The following is a 16,465-nucleotide window of genomic DNA, read 5'->3' as shown; positions in this document are numbered from 1 at the left end:
TTTCGTCCGCGCCGCGCCTTAACGCGTGCTGCGCTTGAAGTCGCGGAAGCGGAAGCCCATCGCCAGCAGCGTGGCGAAGTAGCACAGCGCGCACACGGCGATGATCAGGAACAGGGCGCCGCCGCGCAGCAGCGGCGTGGCCTGCAGGGCGATCCAGTCGATCCTGGCGGCGCCCTGCACGGCCACCGTGCCCATCGCGCACAGCGCCACGGTCAGGCGCAGGTAGAATTTGCCCCAGCCCGGCTTGGGCTGGTAGATGCCGCGCCGGCGCAGGCCGCGGTACAGCAGGGCGGCGTTCAGGCAGGCGCCCAGGCCGATCGACAGGGCCAGGCCGGCCACGGCCAGGTAGGGCACGAACAGCAGGTTCATCAGCTGGACCGCCACCAGCACGCCCAGCGCGATGCGCACCGGCGTGCGGATGTCTTGCCGCGCGTAAAACGCCGGCGCCAGCGTTTTGACCAAAATGATGCCGATCAGCCCGGCGCTGTAGGCGACCAGCGGCTGTGTCGACATGGACACCGCCAGCGCGCTGAATTGACCGTAATGGAACAGCGTGGCGATCAAGGGTTCGGCCAGCGCCGCCATGCCGACGGCGGCGGGCAGGGCCAGCAGGAAGGTCAGGCGCAAGCCCCAGTCCAGCAGCGCGGAATATTCGTCGCCGTCGCCGTCGCTGTTCGCCTTGGCCAGGCTGGGCAGCAAAATCGTCCCCAGCGCGACGCCCAGCATGGCGGTGGGGAATTCCATCAGGCGGTCGGCGTAGGACAGCCAGGAAATGCTGCCCTCGACCAGCCGCGAGGCGATGCCGGTGTTGATCATCAGGCTGATTTGCGCGGCCGAGACGGCGAACACCGCCGGCCCCATTTTTTTCAGCACCCGTTTGACGCCCTCGTCGCGCAGACCGATGGCGGGATTGAGCGCGATGCGCGGCAGCATGCCGATCTTCATCAACGCCGGAATCTGGATGGCCACCTGTAGCAGGCCGCCGACGAAGACGGCGACCGCCATCGCGTAGATCGGCTGGGCCAGGTGCTGCGCCAGCAGCAGCGAGGCGGCGATGAAGGACAGGTTCAGCAGCACCGGCGTGAAGGCCGGTATCTTGAACTGGCGCCAGGTGTTGAGGATGCCGCCGGCCAGCGCGACGAAGGACATGCAACTAATATAAGGGAACATCAGGCGCGTCATCCAGACCGCCGCGTCGAAGGCGCCCGGTTTGTCGTCCAGGCCGGTGGCGATCAGGTAGACGAAGGCCGGCGCGCCGACGATGCCCAGCGCGCTCACCAGCAGCGTGGCCCAGACCAGCGTGGTGGCGACATGGTCGGCCAGTTGCTTGCTGGCCTGCGCGCCGTGCTCGGCCTTGTACTCCGACAGGATCGGCACGAACGCTTGCGAAAAGGCGCCCTCGGCGAACAGGCGGCGCAGCAGGTTGGGAATGCGGAAGGCGACAATGAAGGCGTCGGTGTAGGCGCCGGCGCCAAAGGCCCGGGCGAATAGGCTTTCACGCAATAATCCGGTGACACGGGACAGCATGGTCATGCTGGAGATGGCGGCGAGGGTTTTGAGCAAGTTCATGGGGCAATATTATAGCCGGCACAACAGTGCGCGTCGTCGCGCCGGCGAATTTTAGAGCGGATACGCGCCGGTTTCACGTGCGCCGGGGCTATAAATCTGATTTTAGGTTTGCCCCGGATTGAAAAGATCGCTATAATCGAAGGCTGTACAGAATTCTGTTACGCAGACACTAATGTTTGACAGGCACTGGTTTGGCACACATGGTTCGGCAGACGCACAGAACGCACCGGTTGGCAAACACTAATGTTTGCAAACGCACTTTGACCCTGTTTTAGGAAATTCCATGGCAAATACCGCACAAGCGCGCAAACGCGCTCGTCAAGCAGTTAAGCAGAACGCACACAATTCGTCCCAACGTTCGACCTTGCGCACAGCGATCAAAGCTGTTCGTAAAGCGATCCAAGGCGGCGACAAAGCAGCAGCAGCTGCAATCTTCCAAGCTTCCGTGTCGACGATCGACCGTATTGCTGACAAGAAAATCATCCACAAAAACAAGGCAGCTCGTCATAAGAGCCGTCTGGCAGCCGCTTTGAAAGCACTGTCGGCTTAATCGCCGTTTGTGTGGGGCCGCCCAGGCGGCAACATTCGCAAGCCGGGTCGCGTCGTTCGCAGGAATGGCGTAGCCCGGCTTGCGTGCCGTCCGGCCGCCGTTTTGGTGGCGCGCGCGGCACGCTGAAAAAAGCCCGCCGACTCGCGTCGCGCGGGTTTTTTCGCGTCTGGACGCGCGCTTAGCGCAGGCGCGGCAGGTTGCCGATGACGGTGCCCGGCTTGATGTTCTTTTGCTTGAACCAGCCCAGGTTCATTTCCAGCGCGTAGCGCACCGGCACGGCTTTTTTCGAGCAGTGGCTGTCGAGCGTCTGCGGCTGCATGTCCTCGATGTTGACGATCTTGCCCTCGGCGTCGATGAAGGCGACCGACAGCGGCAGCAGCGTGTTCTTCATCCACATGCATTGGGTCGCCGGGCTGGTGAACACGAACACCATGCCGGCGTTGTTGGCCATTTTGTCGCGGAACATCAGGCCCTGCTCGCGTTGGGCGTCGGAGGCGGCCACTTCGGCCTGGATCAGGTGCATGCCGGCCGATAATTGCGCGGTGCCGAATGCTTGGTTCTGCGCGGTCGCTGCGCCGGCCGAGGCCAGCAGCGCGGTCGCGCTCAAAATTGCCAGGAGAGTTTTCATGGGAGTCGAGTGGGCGGCGGAAGGGCGATTAAGCCATGGGAGCGGCGCCGGCGTCAAGGCCGGCATCGCCGGCTTGCCGCTGTGGAAAAAGCGGGCGTGAAAAAAGGCAGGACCAGCCTGCCTTTTTCGACGCCAAAATGCTTACTTGGCCGATGCGGAAGCGGAGCTTGCCGACGCCGAATCCATGGCTTTCGCTTTTTTCGCTTTTTTCACTTTTTTTGCTTTCGGTGCCGGTGCTTCAGCCGATGCGGCTGGCGCCGAGGCGGCGGCCGAAGCCGACGCTGCGACCGACGCGGCGGGGGCGGCGGCGAAGGCCGAAGCGGCAAACAGGGAGGCAACCAGAGCGGCGATGATTTTGGACATGTTGAATTCCTTTAGCTTGTTTGGGGAACGGCGAGATTCACATGAATCTGTGTCAATAACGCGGGCAAAAGCTTGTCGGTTGACATCTTTTTGAAAAAAAAGCGCGTCGTATATACACTATTTCCGCCGCCGGGGAGGCGGGCTAGCTTGCCCGCAGTTGCGCCGGCGGCACCTCGCGCCATTCGCCCGGCATCAAAGGATGGCTGGCCAGTGTAAAGCCGCCGATCGCGCTGCGCACCAGGCGCAGCGTAGGCAGGCCGACGGCCGCCGTCATGCGCCGCACTTGGCGGTTCTTGCCCTCCTCGATGGTGATGGCGAGCCAGGCGGTGGGCAGCTCGACGCGGCTGCGGATAGGCGGCGTGCGCGGCCATAGCCACTCCGGCTCGGCGATCTGCACCGCCTGGCACGCCTGGGTGGTGAAGTCGCCCAGGTTCAGCGGCGCGCGCAGGCGCGCCAGCGTGGCCGCGTCCGGCACGCCGTCGACCTGCACCAGGTAGGTTTTCGGCTGCTTCAGGTCGGGGTGGCTGATGTCGTGCTGCAGCCGGCCGTCGTCGGTCAGCAGCATCAGGCCCTCGCTGTCGGCGTCGAGCCGGCCGGCCGGGTAAATGTTTGGAATGCTCAGGTAGTCGGCCAGCGTGGTGCGCTCCGGCTGGGGGGAGAACTGGCACAGCACTTGGAAGGGCTTATTAAATAGTATGAGTGGCATGCGGGTATCGGGTGCAAAATGGGGAGGGCGGGACCTGCCTGTGTAAAGTCGTGGCGGCTTGTAAAATACTAGTGCATAATGTGAAACGCCTGTCTTATGTCTTATAGAAGACTGGGAGCGCAAAGTAGTCTTTTGTAACAATTCAGATTGCAGATCGCGTCACCAAGCGCCGTCACCGACCGCTTGCAGCGCACACTTCGGAGATCACGATGTATCAACATATCACTGTACCCGCTGACGGCAAAAAAATCACCGTTAACGCCGATTTTTCGCTGAATGTACCGCACAATCCCATCATTCCCTACATCGAAGGCGATGGCACGGGCGTCGATATCAGCCCCGTCATGATGAAAGTGGTCGACGCGGCGGTGGCCAAGGCCTACGGCGGCGAGCGCAAAATTAGCTGGATGGAAATCTACGCCGGCGAAAAGTCGACCAACGTCTACGGTCCCGACGTGTGGCTGCCGGAGGAAACGCTGCAAGTGCTGCAAGACTACGTCGTCTCGATCAAGGGGCCGTTGACGACCCCGGTTGGCGGCGGCATCCGTTCGCTCAACGTCGCCCTGCGCCAGCAGCTCGACCTGTACGTCTGCCTGCGCCCGGTGCGCTACTTCACGGGCGTGCCTTCGCCGGTGAAAGAGCCGGAAAAAACCGATATGGTGATCTTCCGCGAGAATTCCGAAGACATCTACGCCGGTATCGAATACCAGCAGGGTTCGGAAGGCGCCAAGAAGCTGATGGACTTCCTGATCAAGGAAATGGGCGTCACCAAGATCCGCTTCCCGGAAACCTCCGGCCTGGGCATCAAGCCGGTCTCGATCGAGGGTACCGAGCGCCTGGTGCGCAAGGCGCTGCAGTACGCGGTCGACAACGACAAGCCGTCGGTGACGATCGTCCACAAGGGCAACATCATGAAGTACACCGAAGGCGGCTTCCGCGACTGGGCGTACGCGCTGGCGCAGAAGGAATTCGGCGCCGAGCTGGTCGACGGCGGGCCATGGTGCAAGTTCAAGAACCCGAAGACCGGCAAGGACATCGTCGTCAAGGATTCGATCGCCGACGCCTTCCTGCAACAGATCCTGTTGCGCCCGGCCGAGTACAGCGTCATCGCCACACTGAACTTGAACGGCGACTATATCTCCGACGCCCTGGCGGCGCAGGTCGGCGGCATCGGCATCGCGCCGGGCGCCAACCTGTCCGACTCGGTGGCGATGTTCGAGGCGACCCACGGCACCGCGCCGAAGTACGCCGGCAAGGACTATGTGAACCCGGGTTCGCTGATCCTGTCGGCCGAAATGATGCTGCGCCACATGGGCTGGCTGGAAGCGGCCGACCTGATCATCTCGTCGATGCAGAAGTCGATCGCCTGCAAGCGCGTCACCTACGATTTCGCCCGCCTGATGGAAGACGCGACCCAGGTGTCGTGCTCCGGTTTCGGCGACGTCATGGTCGAGCACATGTAAGGCGCCGCCTGGTTTGCAGGGACGAAAAAAAACCCCGCATGCGGGGTTTTTCACGTCCTGGAGCTGATAAAAAATCAGGCTGCCTGGATGTTGGAAGCTTGCTTGCCTTTAGGGCCTTGCGTGACTTCGAACTGAACTTTTTGACCTTCTTTGAGGGTCTTGAAACCGTTCATGTTGATTGCGGAGAAATGAGCAAACAAATCTTCGCCGCCATCATCTGGGGTGATGAAGCCAAAACCTTTGGAATCATTGAACCACTTAACTGTACCTGTTGCCATAAAAAGAACTTTCAAATAAAAACAAATCACACGAGCCATAAAAGCAAGAAGCTTTTTGCCCCCTCCTCGACGCCTCACTTCTTACCAACCTGTACATTTCTGCACTAGTCGATAACGCATTGTTGGCGGAAAAAAAGTTGAAGTCAAGCGCTTTTCTCGCATCTTTGCTAATTTTTTCACAACATGCTGAAACGCAACTCTTGATTTTATAGATGGTGTCGCCATCTGCGCAGAGTCGAGAAAGCGCGTAAGATTAAAAACTATCGGAATGGCGCTGATTTTGCGCTTTGCATCCACCCTGAAAGCATTAGAATAAGCGTATGGCAACCAAGCATGACACCGAAACCCTGCTGGAGCGGCAGACGCTGAAACCGCCGCCCCTGTACCAGGTGGCCCTGCTCAACGATGACTACACGCCGATGGAGTTCGTGGTGGCGGTCATCCAGGAGTACTTCAACAAAGATCGCGAGACGGCGACGCAAATCATGCTCAGCGTGCATCGCTACGGCAAAGGAGTGTGCGGCGTGTTCTCTAAAGATATAGCGTGTACCAAAGTGGAGTTCGTTTTAACGCATGCGCGCAAGGCGGGGCATCCCCTGCAGTGCGTGATGGAGGAAGTATGATTGCGCAGGAATTAGAAGTAAGTTTGCACATGGCGTTTGTCGAGGCGAGGCAGGCACGGCACGAGTTCATCACGGTCGAGCATTTACTGCTTGCGCTGCTGGATAATCCATCGGCGGCCGAAGTGTTGCGTGCGTGCGCGGTCAACATCGAAGACCTACGCAAAACCCTCACCAATTTCATCGGCGACAACACCCCGACCGTGCCCGGCACGGGCGAGGTCGATACCCAGCCGACGCTGGGTTTCCAGCGCGTGATCCAGCGCGCCATCATGCACGTGCAGTCGGCGTCGAACGGCAAGAAGGAAGTGACGGGCGCCAACGTGCTCGTGGCCATCTTCGGCGAGAAGGATTCGCACGCCGTCTACTACCTGCACCAGCAGGGCGTGACGCGCCTGGACGTGGTCAATTTCATTTCCCACGGCGTGCGCAAGGACCAGCAGGTCGACATGCAGAAGGCTTCCGACGGCGTCGAAGAGGCGCCGGTCGACGGCCAGCAGAAGGAAAGCCCGCTCGACCAGTTCACGCAAAACCTGAACAAGGCCGCCGCCGAGGGCAAGATCGATCCGCTGATCGGCCGCGAGGACGAGGTCGACCGGGTCATCCAGATCCTGTGCCGCCGGCGCAAGAACAATCCGCTGCTGGTCGGCGAGGCCGGCGTCGGCAAGACCGCCATCGCCGAGGGCCTGGCCTGGCGCGTGACGCAGGGCGAAGTGCCGGAAATCCTGGCCAACGCCGTCGTCTATTCGCTCGACATGGGCGCGCTGCTGGCCGGCACCAAGTACCGCGGCGACTTCGAGCAGCGCCTCAAGGCCGTCCTCAAGCAATTGAAGGACAACCCGAACGGCATCCTGTTCATTGACGAGATCCACACCATCATCGGCGCCGGTTCGGCCTCGGGCGGTACGCTCGACGCCTCCAACCTGCTCAAGCCGGCGCTGGCGAACGGCCAGCTCAAGTGCATCGGCGCCACCACCTACACCGAGTTCCGCGGCGTGTTCGAGAAGGACCACGCGCTGTCGCGGCGCTTCCAGAAGGTTGACGTCAACGAGCCGACCGTCGAGCAGACCGTGCAGATCCTGCGCGGCCTCAAGTCGCGCTTCGAGGAACACCACGGCGTCAAGTATTCGTCGTCGGCGCTGACCACCGCGGCCGAATTGGCGGCGCGCTTCATCAACGACCGCCACCTGCCCGACAAGGCCATCGACGTCATCGACGAGGCCGGCGCGGCGCAGCGCATCCTGCCCAAGTCGAAGCAAAAGAAAACCATCGGCAAGGCCGAGATCGAGGACATCATTGCCAAGATCGCCCGCATCCCGCCGCAAACGGTCAACCAGGACGACCGCAGCAAGCTGCAGACCATCGACCGCGACCTGCGCAACGTGGTGTTCGGCCAGGAACCGGCCATCGAGGCGCTGTCGTCGGCCATCAAGATGGCGCGCGCCGGCCTGGGCAAGACCGACAAGCCGATCGGCTCCTTCCTGTTCTCCGGTCCGACCGGGGTCGGCAAGACCGAGGTGGCCAAGCAACTGGCGTTCATCCTCGGCATCGAACTGATCCGCTTCGACATGTCCGAATACATGGAGCGCCACGCGGTCAGCCGCCTGATCGGCGCGCCGCCGGGCTATGTCGGTTTCGACCAGGGCGGGCTGCTGACCGAGGCGATCACCAAGAAGCCGCACGCGGTGCTGCTGCTCGACGAGATCGAGAAGGCGCATCCGGACATCTTCAACATCCTGCTGCAGGTGATGGACCACGGCACCCTGACCGACAACAACGGCCGCAAGGCCGACTTCCGCAACGTGATCATCATCATGACCACCAACGCCGGCGCGGAAAGCTTGCAGAAGCACTCGATGGGCTTCACCAACTCGAAAGAGGCGGGCGACGAGATGGCCGACATCAAGCGCATGTTCACGCCGGAGTTCCGCAACCGCATCGACGCGACCATCAGCTTCCGCGCGCTGGACGAGGAAATCATCCTGCGCGTGGTCGACAAGTTCCTGATGCAGCTCGAAGAGCAGTTGCACGAGAAGAAAGTCGAGTCGATCTTCACCGAGAGGCTGCGCAAGTTCCTGGCCAAGAAGGGTTTCGACCCCTTGATGGGCGCGCGGCCGATGGCGCGCCTGATCCAGGACATGATCCGCAAGGCGCTGGCCGACGAGCTGCTGTTCGGCCGCCTGGTCAGCGGCGGCAAGGTCACCGTCGACCTCGACGAGAAGGACCAGGTCAAGCTGGAGTTCCCCGAGTCCGACGCGGCGCCGCCGGCCAGCGCGCCGGAGACGGTCGAAGTCGAATAAAGCGCAGGACGCAACAAAAAACCCGCACCACCGACGTGGCGCGGGTTTTTTTTCGTCCATGGACAGCCCTTGCGTCCCGGCCGGGGCGTGGAAAAGAGGGCGAAAAAAAGCCCGGCGCTAGGCGCCGGGCCGCCCCCCCGCATTGCGGGGAATTACTTCAGCGATTCAAACGCGCCGTCGACGTAGTTGATGATGCCGGTGCCGACATTGATGACGGCAACCTTGGCGTTTGCCTTCATGACATTCACCGTTTGCATGCCGGCGCTGTACTCGAACGCCACGCCGTCCGTGCTGGCGACCCGGGTCACGCGCGGCGACGCGTCGCTGACGCTGACGTTGATCGTCGCGCTGCCGTCGCTGTATTGCCCGACGGCGCTGCTGCGCTGGAAGGCGGTCTGGTTGGCGCTGACGCTGAGCGACAATTGCGGCCGGTTCTGCATGCTCAACTTGCCCGACAGCGTGACGTTTTTCTTGGTGAAGTTGCTGGCCGATTCGGCTTGCCGCACGTCGTACCTGTTGTAGCCGGCCAGGTCGTAGCTCAAGGTGCCGTTGAAAAACTCGGCCTTGTTGGTGGCCAGGCTGCCGCTGAACGCCAGGCTGGTCGGCTGGTAAGCCCGGCCGTTTTTGTCCCCCATCGGCTTGGTCAAGGCCAATGCGCCGTCGACTTTGCTGCCGCCCGATTCGGCCGACAGCAAGAGCGCCACTTCCTTGACGTTGCGACGGTCGCTGTCGCCCTCCACATGCTCCATGATGCGGGCGAAGGAGCCCGGCTTGATACTGACTTTGCCGACCTGGACGCCGCCCTTGACAGAAGCGAGTTCGCCGGACAAGGCGTATTTGTAGACGTCGCCGCCTTCGGCGCTGCGGGTGGCCGTCACATCCCACAATTCGTGGTCCGTGATAGCGACACCGGATGCGTCATGGCGGGCGGGCAGTTGGCCCGACACCGACAGTTTGCTGACGAGCGCGCCAAATTTGGCATAGTCGATGGTACCGATGGCGGCACCGTCGGCGTTGTTATAGTTGCCGAGGGGAATTGCGGTGTTCTCCTGCCAGTCGGTCAATTTGATCAACCGTGAACGGTAGGTATACGCGGTACTGGAGCCTGGAACCGGTGTAAGCGCCATGGATCTGAGAAGGGTTTGATAATGATAGCCGGAGTCATCCCAGAGCCCGGCCAGGTATAGGTAGGGCGTGTAGCACTTGATGTGATGGGCTTCCTCCGGCCCCCGCGCGTAATAGAGTTCGCTGGCCGAGCTGAGGACTTGGCACTCACCGAGGTAGGTGTTGTGGCCGCCGTTCCGCTCGTACAGCGAGAAATAGGGGCTGTAGACCTCGCCCGCCTTGAACGCGCGCAGATAATCCAAGCCCTTGCTGCTTACTTGTAACAAGTCGATGATATTTTTATCCAGCGGCGCGATGGCTTTGTCGAAATCGGCCTTCATGGCGTCGCCGCGTAGCTCCAAGTCCGATTCAACGCCCGCGGTGCCGAACAGATTCACATTGGTGCGCAAACTGGCGAACAGTTTTTTTGCCAGCTGAACATCCGTCGATGGCGGCGTGACTGGCGGTACCGGTGGCAGAGGTGTGACCGGCGGTACCGGCGTAACCGGCGGCACCGGCGTGGCCGGCGTGACCGGAGTGACCGGCGGGAACGACGGCAAGCCGTTGGCCGAGGCGTTGCCGGTCTGGTTGATGGTGCCGTCGCCGGCGACATCGGTCAAGGCCTGGCGCAGCTCGCCTTGAATGTTGGCGTCCAGTTCCAGCTTGCCGTTCTTGAGCGTGCCGAGCGCGCCAATGCCTTTGGCGACGCAGGCGAGGCGCTCGCTCAGTTCGGCGGCGGAGCAGCCGAGCTTGCCGTCCAGGGCCATTTTGGAAATCGCCGCCAGCAACAGGCTTTGCAGTTTTTCCGTTTCCGACGCGCTTGCCGCTGCGGCACTGTTCGAATTGACCGGCTTGACCTGTTCCGCATCGAAACCAAAGGCCGCCGCGAAGCCGCGCTTGGCGTTGTCGATGTTGTCGGCGGAGAGGCCGCCGGCTTTTTCGGCGGCCTGGACGATCATTTCCGTCAACGGGCTGACCGAACTGGTGATGCTCGTTTGCGCCGATTGCGCCAGTTTCACGACGCTGCGCAGCTTGAAGCCGGCGGGCAGCGCGACATCCTTGCCGCTGGCCTCGTCGGCCATCATCGCGCCGGCGCCACCGATGACTTCGACGCTAAAGACCAGCACGTCGGCCGGCAATGCCACGGTGTAACTACCGTCCGCGGCCGTTACGCCGCTGGCGATCGGCAGGGCGCCCTTGTTGCCGGCCGCGTCGATGGCAAACACCTGCACTTGCGCACCCTTGATAATGCCTTTCGCCGCCGTGCCCTGCAGCGTGCGCTGGGCTGCTACAACGGTCGGGGGAGCCGCAGCCTCGCCACCGCCGCTGCCGCATCCGCTCAATGTCGTCAGGGCGAGCGATAGCGCGCTCAGGGCCAACAGGCCGGCTTGATTTTTTTTCATTGTAATTTCTTTAATTAGATATTTATTGCAATAATTTAACGGCGTGTAAATATACAATACTCCATGCTTAATGGAAATATTATAATCTGATATGTTTGATAACTGTTGTATTTGGGTGCAATGGGGGCGAACGACGGCCGATGGCCGCCGCGCATCGGCGCCCGCCGTTTAAAACTGGTAACGGTAGCCCAGGTTCAGCCCGATCGATTTGGCCTCGCTCAGCTTGAGCCGGTCGGCCTGCAGCGCGACATGGAAGTCGCCCCGTTCAACGGCCAATCCCAGGGTCCGGAAGCGGGTTTCGACGCTGGCGCTGAGCTTGCCCCAGCCGAACTGGTGCGAGCCGGTGACGGTTGGGATGGTGGTGCCGGCGTAGCGCTCGATCTGCAAGGCCGCGCCCCAGGCGCCGAAGCGCGACTCGAGCGCGGTCGCGCCGGAGCGGCGGATGGCCGCGGTTTTGCTCACCTGGCTGTTTTGGCCGCTCAGTAGCGGGCGGTAATTGATATAGCCCTGCTCGTCGTAGTGGGCCACCGCCGAGTCGACGCTCTGCTGCGTCCGCGGCACGTTGCGCCATGTCATGCGGCTCCACAAGTCGTCCAGCTTCAGCTTCAGGCGCGTGTCGTCGCTGAGCGGCCACTCCAGCGCGGCGGACACGCTGGCGCCCGAGCCGCCGAACTTCTCGCTCATAAAGGGATAGCGGTAGCGGCTGTTCACGTCGGTCTGCGCCACCCGGAAGGTGTACTCGTCGGCGGGACCGCCGGCGACCTGGCCCGACAAGGTGTTGTCGCGCACCCGCGGGGTGCCGTACAGCGCCAGCGCCAGGTTCAGGCGCGGCGCCCGCGCGCCCGGGGCGGGCAGCTCGAACCAGCGGCTGGCGCGCAGGCCCTTGGCCGACCAGCCCTCGGCCGCGGCGTCCACGTCGAAGGTGGTCGGCGTGGCCAGCTTGATGCGCTGCTTGTAGCGGTGCACCAGTTGCATGGTCTCGCCGGTGGTGCGCAGGGCCGCCTCCTGGCGGAATTCAAAGGCCAGCCGCCACGGGCCTTTTTCGACCCCGGCCTCGATCCGGTTGCGCTGGAACATGACGTTGCGCCCGGCGCGCGGCGCGAAGCCGACCGCCCAGTCGCTCTCGAATTGTTGAATCGGAATGCCGTCGTAGGCTTCCCACAGGCGCGCCTCGACATACGGCGCCCAGCCGGCCAGCACGCTGGCCTGCGTTGGCGCGGTGTGGGCCTGGCCCGGCAGGCAGCTGGCGCCGCCCAGCAGTAATACGGCGAATACATCGTTGCGCATACACATTCCAAGAATAAAAAAACCTGGCGGGGGAGGCCGCCAGGTTCGGTTGAATCAAAAAAAGACCTATTTCAGCGAGAAGAAGCTGCCGTCGGTGAAATTGATCAGGCCGGTTTTGGTGTTCAGCACGGCCACCTTGACGCCGTCCTTGAGCACGTCGGCGGTGTCGGCGCCGGTCAGCGTCAGCGCGACGCCGTCGACGCTGGAGATCGTCAACACGCTTTGGTCGCCGCCGCCGCTGCCGCCGCCAACGACGCTGAGGCCGAGGTTGACCAGGTTGGTGCCGTCATTATACTGCCCGGTCAGGTTCAATTTCTCGGTGGCGCCGCGGCTGCGGGTGCCGCTGAACTGGACGATCAGCGCCGGACGGTCCGGGATGCTCAGTTTGCCGACCAGCGTCGCGCTTTCCATCGCGACGTTGCCGTCCGACGCAGGCTGGGTCGAGTCGTACAGATTAAAATTGGGCTGGGCGAACGTCAGGGCGCCGGTGAAGAACTCGGCGTTGCTTGTGCTCAGCTTGCCGGTGAAGGCGATCTTGGTGGGCTGGTAGTCGAAGCCGCTCTTGTCGGCCTTCGCTTCGGACAGCACCAGTTTGCCGGCGACCTTGCTGCCGCCGGCTTCGGCCTCCAAGCCCAGCGAGAATTCCTTGACGCCGGTGGTGACGATGCTACCCTCGACCTGTTCCTCGGTGCGCAGGAAGGAGTCGTCGGCGATACTCACTTTGCCGGCCGGCTGGCCGTCCTTGATCGAGGTGATCGAGCCGGCCAGCGCGTATTTGAACAGCTTGTTGCCCTCGGCGGTGCGGCTCGCCGCGATGCTCCACAGGCCGTGGTCGCTGAGGGCGGCGCCGTAGGCGTCGGTGCGCGCCGGCATCATGCCGCTGAAGGTGATGTTGTTGACGATGTCGCCGGTCTTCACGTACTGGATGTCGCCGAGCGCGCGGTTCTGCGCGTTGCCGTAGGCGCCCACGGGGACGTCCTTGGCCGGGTCGCGCACGCCGTCGAACAGGGTTTCGATGCGCGCGCGGCTGGAGTAGGTGTAGGCGGTGCTGCTGCCGGCGACGGGGTTGATGATAAACACCGCCGTGACCTGCTTGAAGGTGCTGTGGCCGCCGCCGCTGCTGAAGGAACCGGGGACGTTCTTGCGCACGATCGAGCACGCCACCGAGACGGCGTTGCCGGCCGCCGTGGCCGCGACGCTGGCGTTGCCGTCCTGGTACACGCCGCAACCGCCGATGCGCTTGCCGCCGGCGTACATCGGCATGTTGGTCGTGGCGGCGTGGCCGGCCTGGTAGTCGCGCAGGAAGTCGATGCCGCGCGTGGTCAGCTGGACCCATTTGGCCAGGTCGTCGTCGAGCGGCGCGGTGGCCTTGTCGAAGTCGGCGCGCATGCCGTCGGCGCGCAGGTCGATGATGCCGCTCTTGTCGGCCTTGCTCAGCGCGCCGATATTGCTGCGCAGGCTGTTGAACAGGCGCGTGGCCGCGGCAATCGGGTTGGCCGCCGGCGCGACGATCGGTACGGTGCCCTTCGGCAGTTGCGCGACGGTGGTGGTGCCGGTCTTGTTGATGGCCGGGTCGCCGACGACTTCGGCGGCGGCCGCGTCGATGGCGCCCGTCAGCGTGTCGTTGACGGTCAGGCCGCCGGCGCCGATCGCGCCGATCGCGCCGATCTTGCCGACCACGCAGCTGAGTTTCTCGGCCGGCGTCGGCTTGGCGCAGTCGAGCGAGCCGTCCTTGGCCATTTTCGAAATCGCCGCCAGCATCACGCTTTGCAGCTTCTCGGCGGCGCTCGCCGTGGCGGCGCCGGGGCTGTTCGAGTTGACCGGCTTGACCGTCTCCGGGTCGAAGCCGAAGAAGGCCGTGAAGCCGGCTTTGGCGCTGGCGATGTTGGCCGCCGACAGGCCGCCGGCGGCGCCCGCGGCCGCCTTGGCGACCATGTCCGTCAGCGGGCTGACCGAACCGGAGTACGGCGTTTCGCCGGCGCCGCCCAGCTTGACCACGCTCTTCAGCTTGAACACCTCGCCGATCGGCAGGTCCTCGCCGGTGGCCTCGTCGGCCGTGGTGGCGCTGGCGTTGCCGCTGACCTCGACGACGAAGGTCAGCAGGTCGGCGGCGATTTTGATGGAGAAGGTGCCGTCGGCGCCGGTGGTGCCGGAGGCCAAGGCCGTGGTGCCCAGGGTGCCGTCGGCGTTGACCGCGAACACCTTCACCGTGCCGCCCTTGATGATGCCCTTCGCGGCCGTGCCGGCGACGGTGCGCGAGGCGCTCACCACCGGGTCCGGCGTCACGCTTGAGGAGCCGCCGCCGCCGCAGGCGGCCAGCGCCAAGGCGAGCGAGATGGTGCTGAGTTTGAAAAGGCGGGCGCGTTGCTGGTGCATGTGGGGTCTCCCTGTGAGCGGTGTCGTGTTGGTCGTTGTGTTGCCAGATTCCAATATACGACGTTTGCCGGCGCTTGACCATTGACCGATCGACGGACGCGGAAAGTGTCTGTTTTTGGCAACCATGGAGCCGCCGGCCCCTGCTCAGGCGCCGCCGGCCTCGGCGCGCAGCTTGCGCCACAACGTGGTGCGGCTGACGCCGAGATAGTCGGCGGCGGCGTCGCGCCGCCCGCCGAAGCGCGCCAGCGTGGCGCTGGCCGTTTCCGGCGCCGCCCTGGCGGCCGGCGCGCCGGGCCACGCGCCCGCCAGGGCCGCGGCGGGCTGCGCCAGCTCGGGCGCCACGCCCAGCACAAAGCTTGGCGTCAGCGCCTGCAGCGGTTGCGCCGCCAGGAACAGCGCCAGGCGCTCCATCAGGTTGCGCAGTTCGCGCACGTTGCCGGGCCAGCCGTGGCGCGCCAGCAGCGGCGCGCAGGCCAGCAACTCGGCGTGCAGGTTCGGCTGCGGCCGCGCGCCCAGCGCCGCCAGCGCGCTTTTCAGCGTCCATTCGGCCAGGCCGAGCACGTCGCCGGGGCGCTCGCGCAGCGGTGGCAGGCTCAGGCGCAGCACCGCCAGGCGGTAGAACAGGTCGGCGCGGAAGCGGCCGTCGCGCACCCGCTGTTCCAGGTCGCAATGGGTGGCGCTGATGATGCGCACGTTGATAGCGATCGGCCGCGTGCCGCCGACCCGCACCACCTCGCGCTCCTCCAGCACGCGCAGCAGGCGGGTTTGCAGCGCCAGGGGCATTTCGCCGATCTCGTCGAGGAACAGGGTGCCGCGGTGGGCCGCCTCGAACAGGCCGGCGTGGCCGCCGCGGCGCGCGCCGGTGAAGGCGCCGTCCTCGTGGCCGAACAACTCCGACTCCAGCAGCGACTCGGCGATGGCGCCGCAGTTGACGGCCACGAAGGGCCGGTTCGGCCCCAGCTTGCGCGGGCTTTCGCGGTGGATCGCCTGCGCCACCAGCTCCTTGCCGGTGCCGGTTTCGCCCTGGATCAGCACCGTCGCCGGCGACGTCGCGTACAGCAGCACCGACTGGCGCAGCGCCTCCATCGCCGGCGAGTCGCCGCGCAGGTCGTTCAGGCCGTGCTTGGCGCGCAGGGTGTCGGCGACCACCGCGCGGCGGCCGCGGTGCGATTCGAGCTGGCTCAGGCGGGCCATTTCCAGCGCGTCGTCGAAGGCCTGGCGGATCGAGCCGGCCGAGTAGACGAACACCCCGGTCAGGCCGGCCTCCTCGGCCAAGTCGGTGATCAGGCCGGCGCCGACGATGACGGCGATGCCGGCCGCCTTCAGGTCGTTGATCTGCGCCCGCGCGTCCTCCTCGGTGGCGTAGGTGCGCTGGGCGATCTCGAAGCCGAAGGTGGCGGCGAATTCGGCCAGCTCCGGCATCTGCTCCTGGTAGCTGATGACGCCGATGCGCGTCGACACGCGCCGCGCCCGCGCCAGCGCCTGCATCACGTCGAAGCCGCTGGCCTTGGCCACCACCACCGGCACCGCCAGGCGGCCCTTCAAATAGGCGGCGTTGGAACCGGCCGCGATCACCGCGTCGCAGCGCTCGCTGGCCATGCGCTCGCGGATGTGGCGGGCGGCGTCGTCGAAACCGAGGTTGATCGGCTCGATCGTCGCCAGGTCGTCGTATTCCAGCGTGATGTCGCGGAACAGGTCGAACAGGCGCGAGACCGAGACGGTCCAGATCACGGGTTTGTCGAGCGGGTCGGGGGAGGAGTGGGGGACGGGTCGGCGCATGGTGCAATTTTATGCCAGATGCGTTCCGGTGTTGCGCCA

At 64.1% G+C, this 16,465-nt stretch carries 13 protein-coding genes; 4 read left to right on the top strand and 9 right to left on the bottom strand.

Annotated features, from left to right (window positions below; translation table 11 throughout):
- Positions 1-18: 18 nt before the first annotated feature.
- Complete coding sequence (gene murJ, locus JANGC3_RS0112655) at positions 19-1,569, bottom strand: murein biosynthesis integral membrane protein MurJ (protein ID WP_017876859.1); 1,551 nt, start codon at positions 1,567-1,569, stop codon at positions 19-21.
- Between the two features lie 283 nt (positions 1,570-1,852).
- Between murJ and rpsT the strand changes: the two genes are divergently transcribed.
- A complete protein-coding gene (rpsT, locus tag JANGC3_RS31565; protein WP_081611844.1) occupies positions 1,853-2,119 on the top strand; it encodes a 30S ribosomal protein S20 in 267 nt (88 codons plus the stop codon).
- A 178-nt stretch (positions 2,120-2,297) separates the two neighbouring features.
- On the opposite strand, the gene JANGC3_RS0112650 is transcribed toward rpsT, so the two are convergent.
- The 3 genes from JANGC3_RS0112650 to JANGC3_RS0112640 all read right to left on the bottom strand — a co-directional run bounded on the left by JANGC3_RS0112650 (position 2,298) and on the right by JANGC3_RS0112640 (position 3,816).
- Complete coding sequence (locus JANGC3_RS0112650) at positions 2,298-2,747, bottom strand: DUF192 domain-containing protein (RefSeq protein WP_026132913.1); 450 nt, start codon at positions 2,745-2,747, stop codon at positions 2,298-2,300.
- A 141-nt stretch (positions 2,748-2,888) separates the two neighbouring features.
- Positions 2,889-3,110 carry a hypothetical protein gene (locus JANGC3_RS31560; protein ID WP_081611843.1) on the bottom strand — a complete coding sequence of 74 codons (222 nt, stop codon included), beginning with the start codon at positions 3,108-3,110 and terminating at the stop codon, positions 2,889-2,891.
- A gap of 142 nt (positions 3,111-3,252) precedes the next feature.
- The gene (locus JANGC3_RS0112640) at positions 3,253-3,816 is read right to left on the bottom strand and encodes a pseudouridine synthase (RefSeq protein WP_026132912.1); all 564 of its coding nucleotides are present in this window, start codon (positions 3,814-3,816) and stop codon (positions 3,253-3,255) included.
- 209 nt (positions 3,817-4,025) lie between these two features.
- Between JANGC3_RS0112640 and icd the strand changes: the two genes are divergently transcribed.
- Entirely contained in the window at positions 4,026-5,279 is a 1,254-nt protein-coding gene (gene icd, locus JANGC3_RS0112635) for an NADP-dependent isocitrate dehydrogenase (RefSeq protein WP_017876855.1), read from the top strand.
- A 74-nt stretch (positions 5,280-5,353) separates the two neighbouring features.
- Here the strand turns inward: icd and cspE are convergent, their stop codons facing one another.
- On the bottom strand, positions 5,354-5,557 hold the full coding sequence (cspE, locus tag JANGC3_RS31555) for a transcription antiterminator/RNA stability regulator CspE (RefSeq protein WP_010395943.1): 204 nt from the start codon (positions 5,555-5,557) through the stop codon (positions 5,354-5,356).
- Between the two features lie 320 nt (positions 5,558-5,877).
- Here cspE and clpS point away from each other — a divergent pair, with 320 nt between their 5' ends.
- Both clpS and clpA read left to right on the top strand, forming a co-directional pair.
- Complete coding sequence (clpS, locus tag JANGC3_RS0112625) at positions 5,878-6,180, top strand: ATP-dependent Clp protease adapter ClpS (protein ID WP_017876854.1); 303 nt, start codon at positions 5,878-5,880, stop codon at positions 6,178-6,180.
- A complete protein-coding gene (gene clpA, locus JANGC3_RS0112620) occupies positions 6,177-8,477 on the top strand; it encodes an ATP-dependent Clp protease ATP-binding subunit ClpA (RefSeq protein ID WP_026132911.1) in 2,301 nt (766 codons plus the stop codon). Before clpS ends, clpA begins: the two co-directional genes overlap by 4 nt.
- Positions 8,478-8,629: 152 nt before the next feature.
- Here clpA and JANGC3_RS32665 read toward each other — a convergent pair whose 3' ends face one another.
- The 4 genes from JANGC3_RS32665 to prpR form a co-directional block, all read right to left on the bottom strand.
- Positions 8,630-10,984, bottom strand: a complete 2,355-nt coding sequence (locus JANGC3_RS32665; protein WP_051068295.1) for a hypothetical protein — start codon at positions 10,982-10,984, stop codon at positions 8,630-8,632.
- A gap of 168 nt (positions 10,985-11,152) precedes the next feature.
- Positions 11,153-12,271, bottom strand: coding sequence for a hypothetical protein (locus JANGC3_RS29195; RefSeq protein WP_017876852.1), 1,119 nt, complete (start codon positions 12,269-12,271; stop codon positions 11,153-11,155).
- 66 nt (positions 12,272-12,337) lie between these two features.
- Entirely contained in the window at positions 12,338-14,647 is a 2,310-nt protein-coding gene (locus tag JANGC3_RS0112605) for a hypothetical protein (RefSeq protein WP_017876851.1), read from the bottom strand.
- A 144-nt stretch (positions 14,648-14,791) separates the two neighbouring features.
- Entirely contained in the window at positions 14,792-16,426 is a 1,635-nt protein-coding gene (gene prpR, locus JANGC3_RS0112600; protein ID WP_026132910.1) for a propionate catabolism operon regulatory protein PrpR, read from the bottom strand.
- Positions 16,427-16,465 lie beyond the last annotated feature (39 nt).

This window comes from Janthinobacterium sp. CG3 (assembly GCF_000344615.1).
GTDB lineage: Bacteria > Pseudomonadota > Gammaproteobacteria > Burkholderiales > Burkholderiaceae_D > Janthinobacterium.
This window is presented reverse-complemented; position numbering and strand designations above follow the sequence as displayed.

Bases quoted from the DNA above. Each gene is read 5' to 3' on its own strand.
- cspE (WP_010395943.1), bottom strand. From the start codon at position 5,557: ATGGCAACAGGTACAGTTAAGTGGTTCAATGATTCCAAAGGTTTTGGC.
- JANGC3_RS0112605 (WP_017876851.1), bottom strand. From the start codon at position 14,647: ATGCACCAGCAACGCGCCCGCCTTTTCAAACTCAGCACCATCTCGCTC.
- prpR (WP_026132910.1), bottom strand. From the start codon at position 16,426: ATGCGCCGACCCGTCCCCCACTCCTCCCCCGACCCGCTCGACAAACCC.
- JANGC3_RS31560 (WP_081611843.1), bottom strand. From the start codon at position 3,110: ATGTCCAAAATCATCGCCGCTCTGGTTGCCTCCCTGTTTGCCGCTTCG.
- clpS (WP_017876854.1), top strand. From the start codon at position 5,878: ATGGCAACCAAGCATGACACCGAAACCCTGCTGGAGCGGCAGACGCTG.
- clpA (WP_026132911.1), top strand. From the start codon at position 6,177: ATGATTGCGCAGGAATTAGAAGTAAGTTTGCACATGGCGTTTGTCGAG.
- icd (WP_017876855.1), top strand. From the start codon at position 4,026: ATGTATCAACATATCACTGTACCCGCTGACGGCAAAAAAATCACCGTT.
- JANGC3_RS32665 (WP_051068295.1), bottom strand. From the start codon at position 10,984: ATGAAAAAAAATCAAGCCGGCCTGTTGGCCCTGAGCGCGCTATCGCTC.
- JANGC3_RS29195 (WP_017876852.1), bottom strand. From the start codon at position 12,271: ATGCGCAACGATGTATTCGCCGTATTACTGCTGGGCGGCGCCAGCTGC.
- murJ (WP_017876859.1), bottom strand. From the start codon at position 1,569: ATGAACTTGCTCAAAACCCTCGCCGCCATCTCCAGCATGACCATGCTG.
- JANGC3_RS0112650 (WP_026132913.1), bottom strand. From the start codon at position 2,747: ATGAAAACTCTCCTGGCAATTTTGAGCGCGACCGCGCTGCTGGCCTCG.
- rpsT (WP_081611844.1), top strand. From the start codon at position 1,853: ATGGCAAATACCGCACAAGCGCGCAAACGCGCTCGTCAAGCAGTTAAG.
- JANGC3_RS0112640 (WP_026132912.1), bottom strand. From the start codon at position 3,816: ATGCCACTCATACTATTTAATAAGCCCTTCCAAGTGCTGTGCCAGTTC.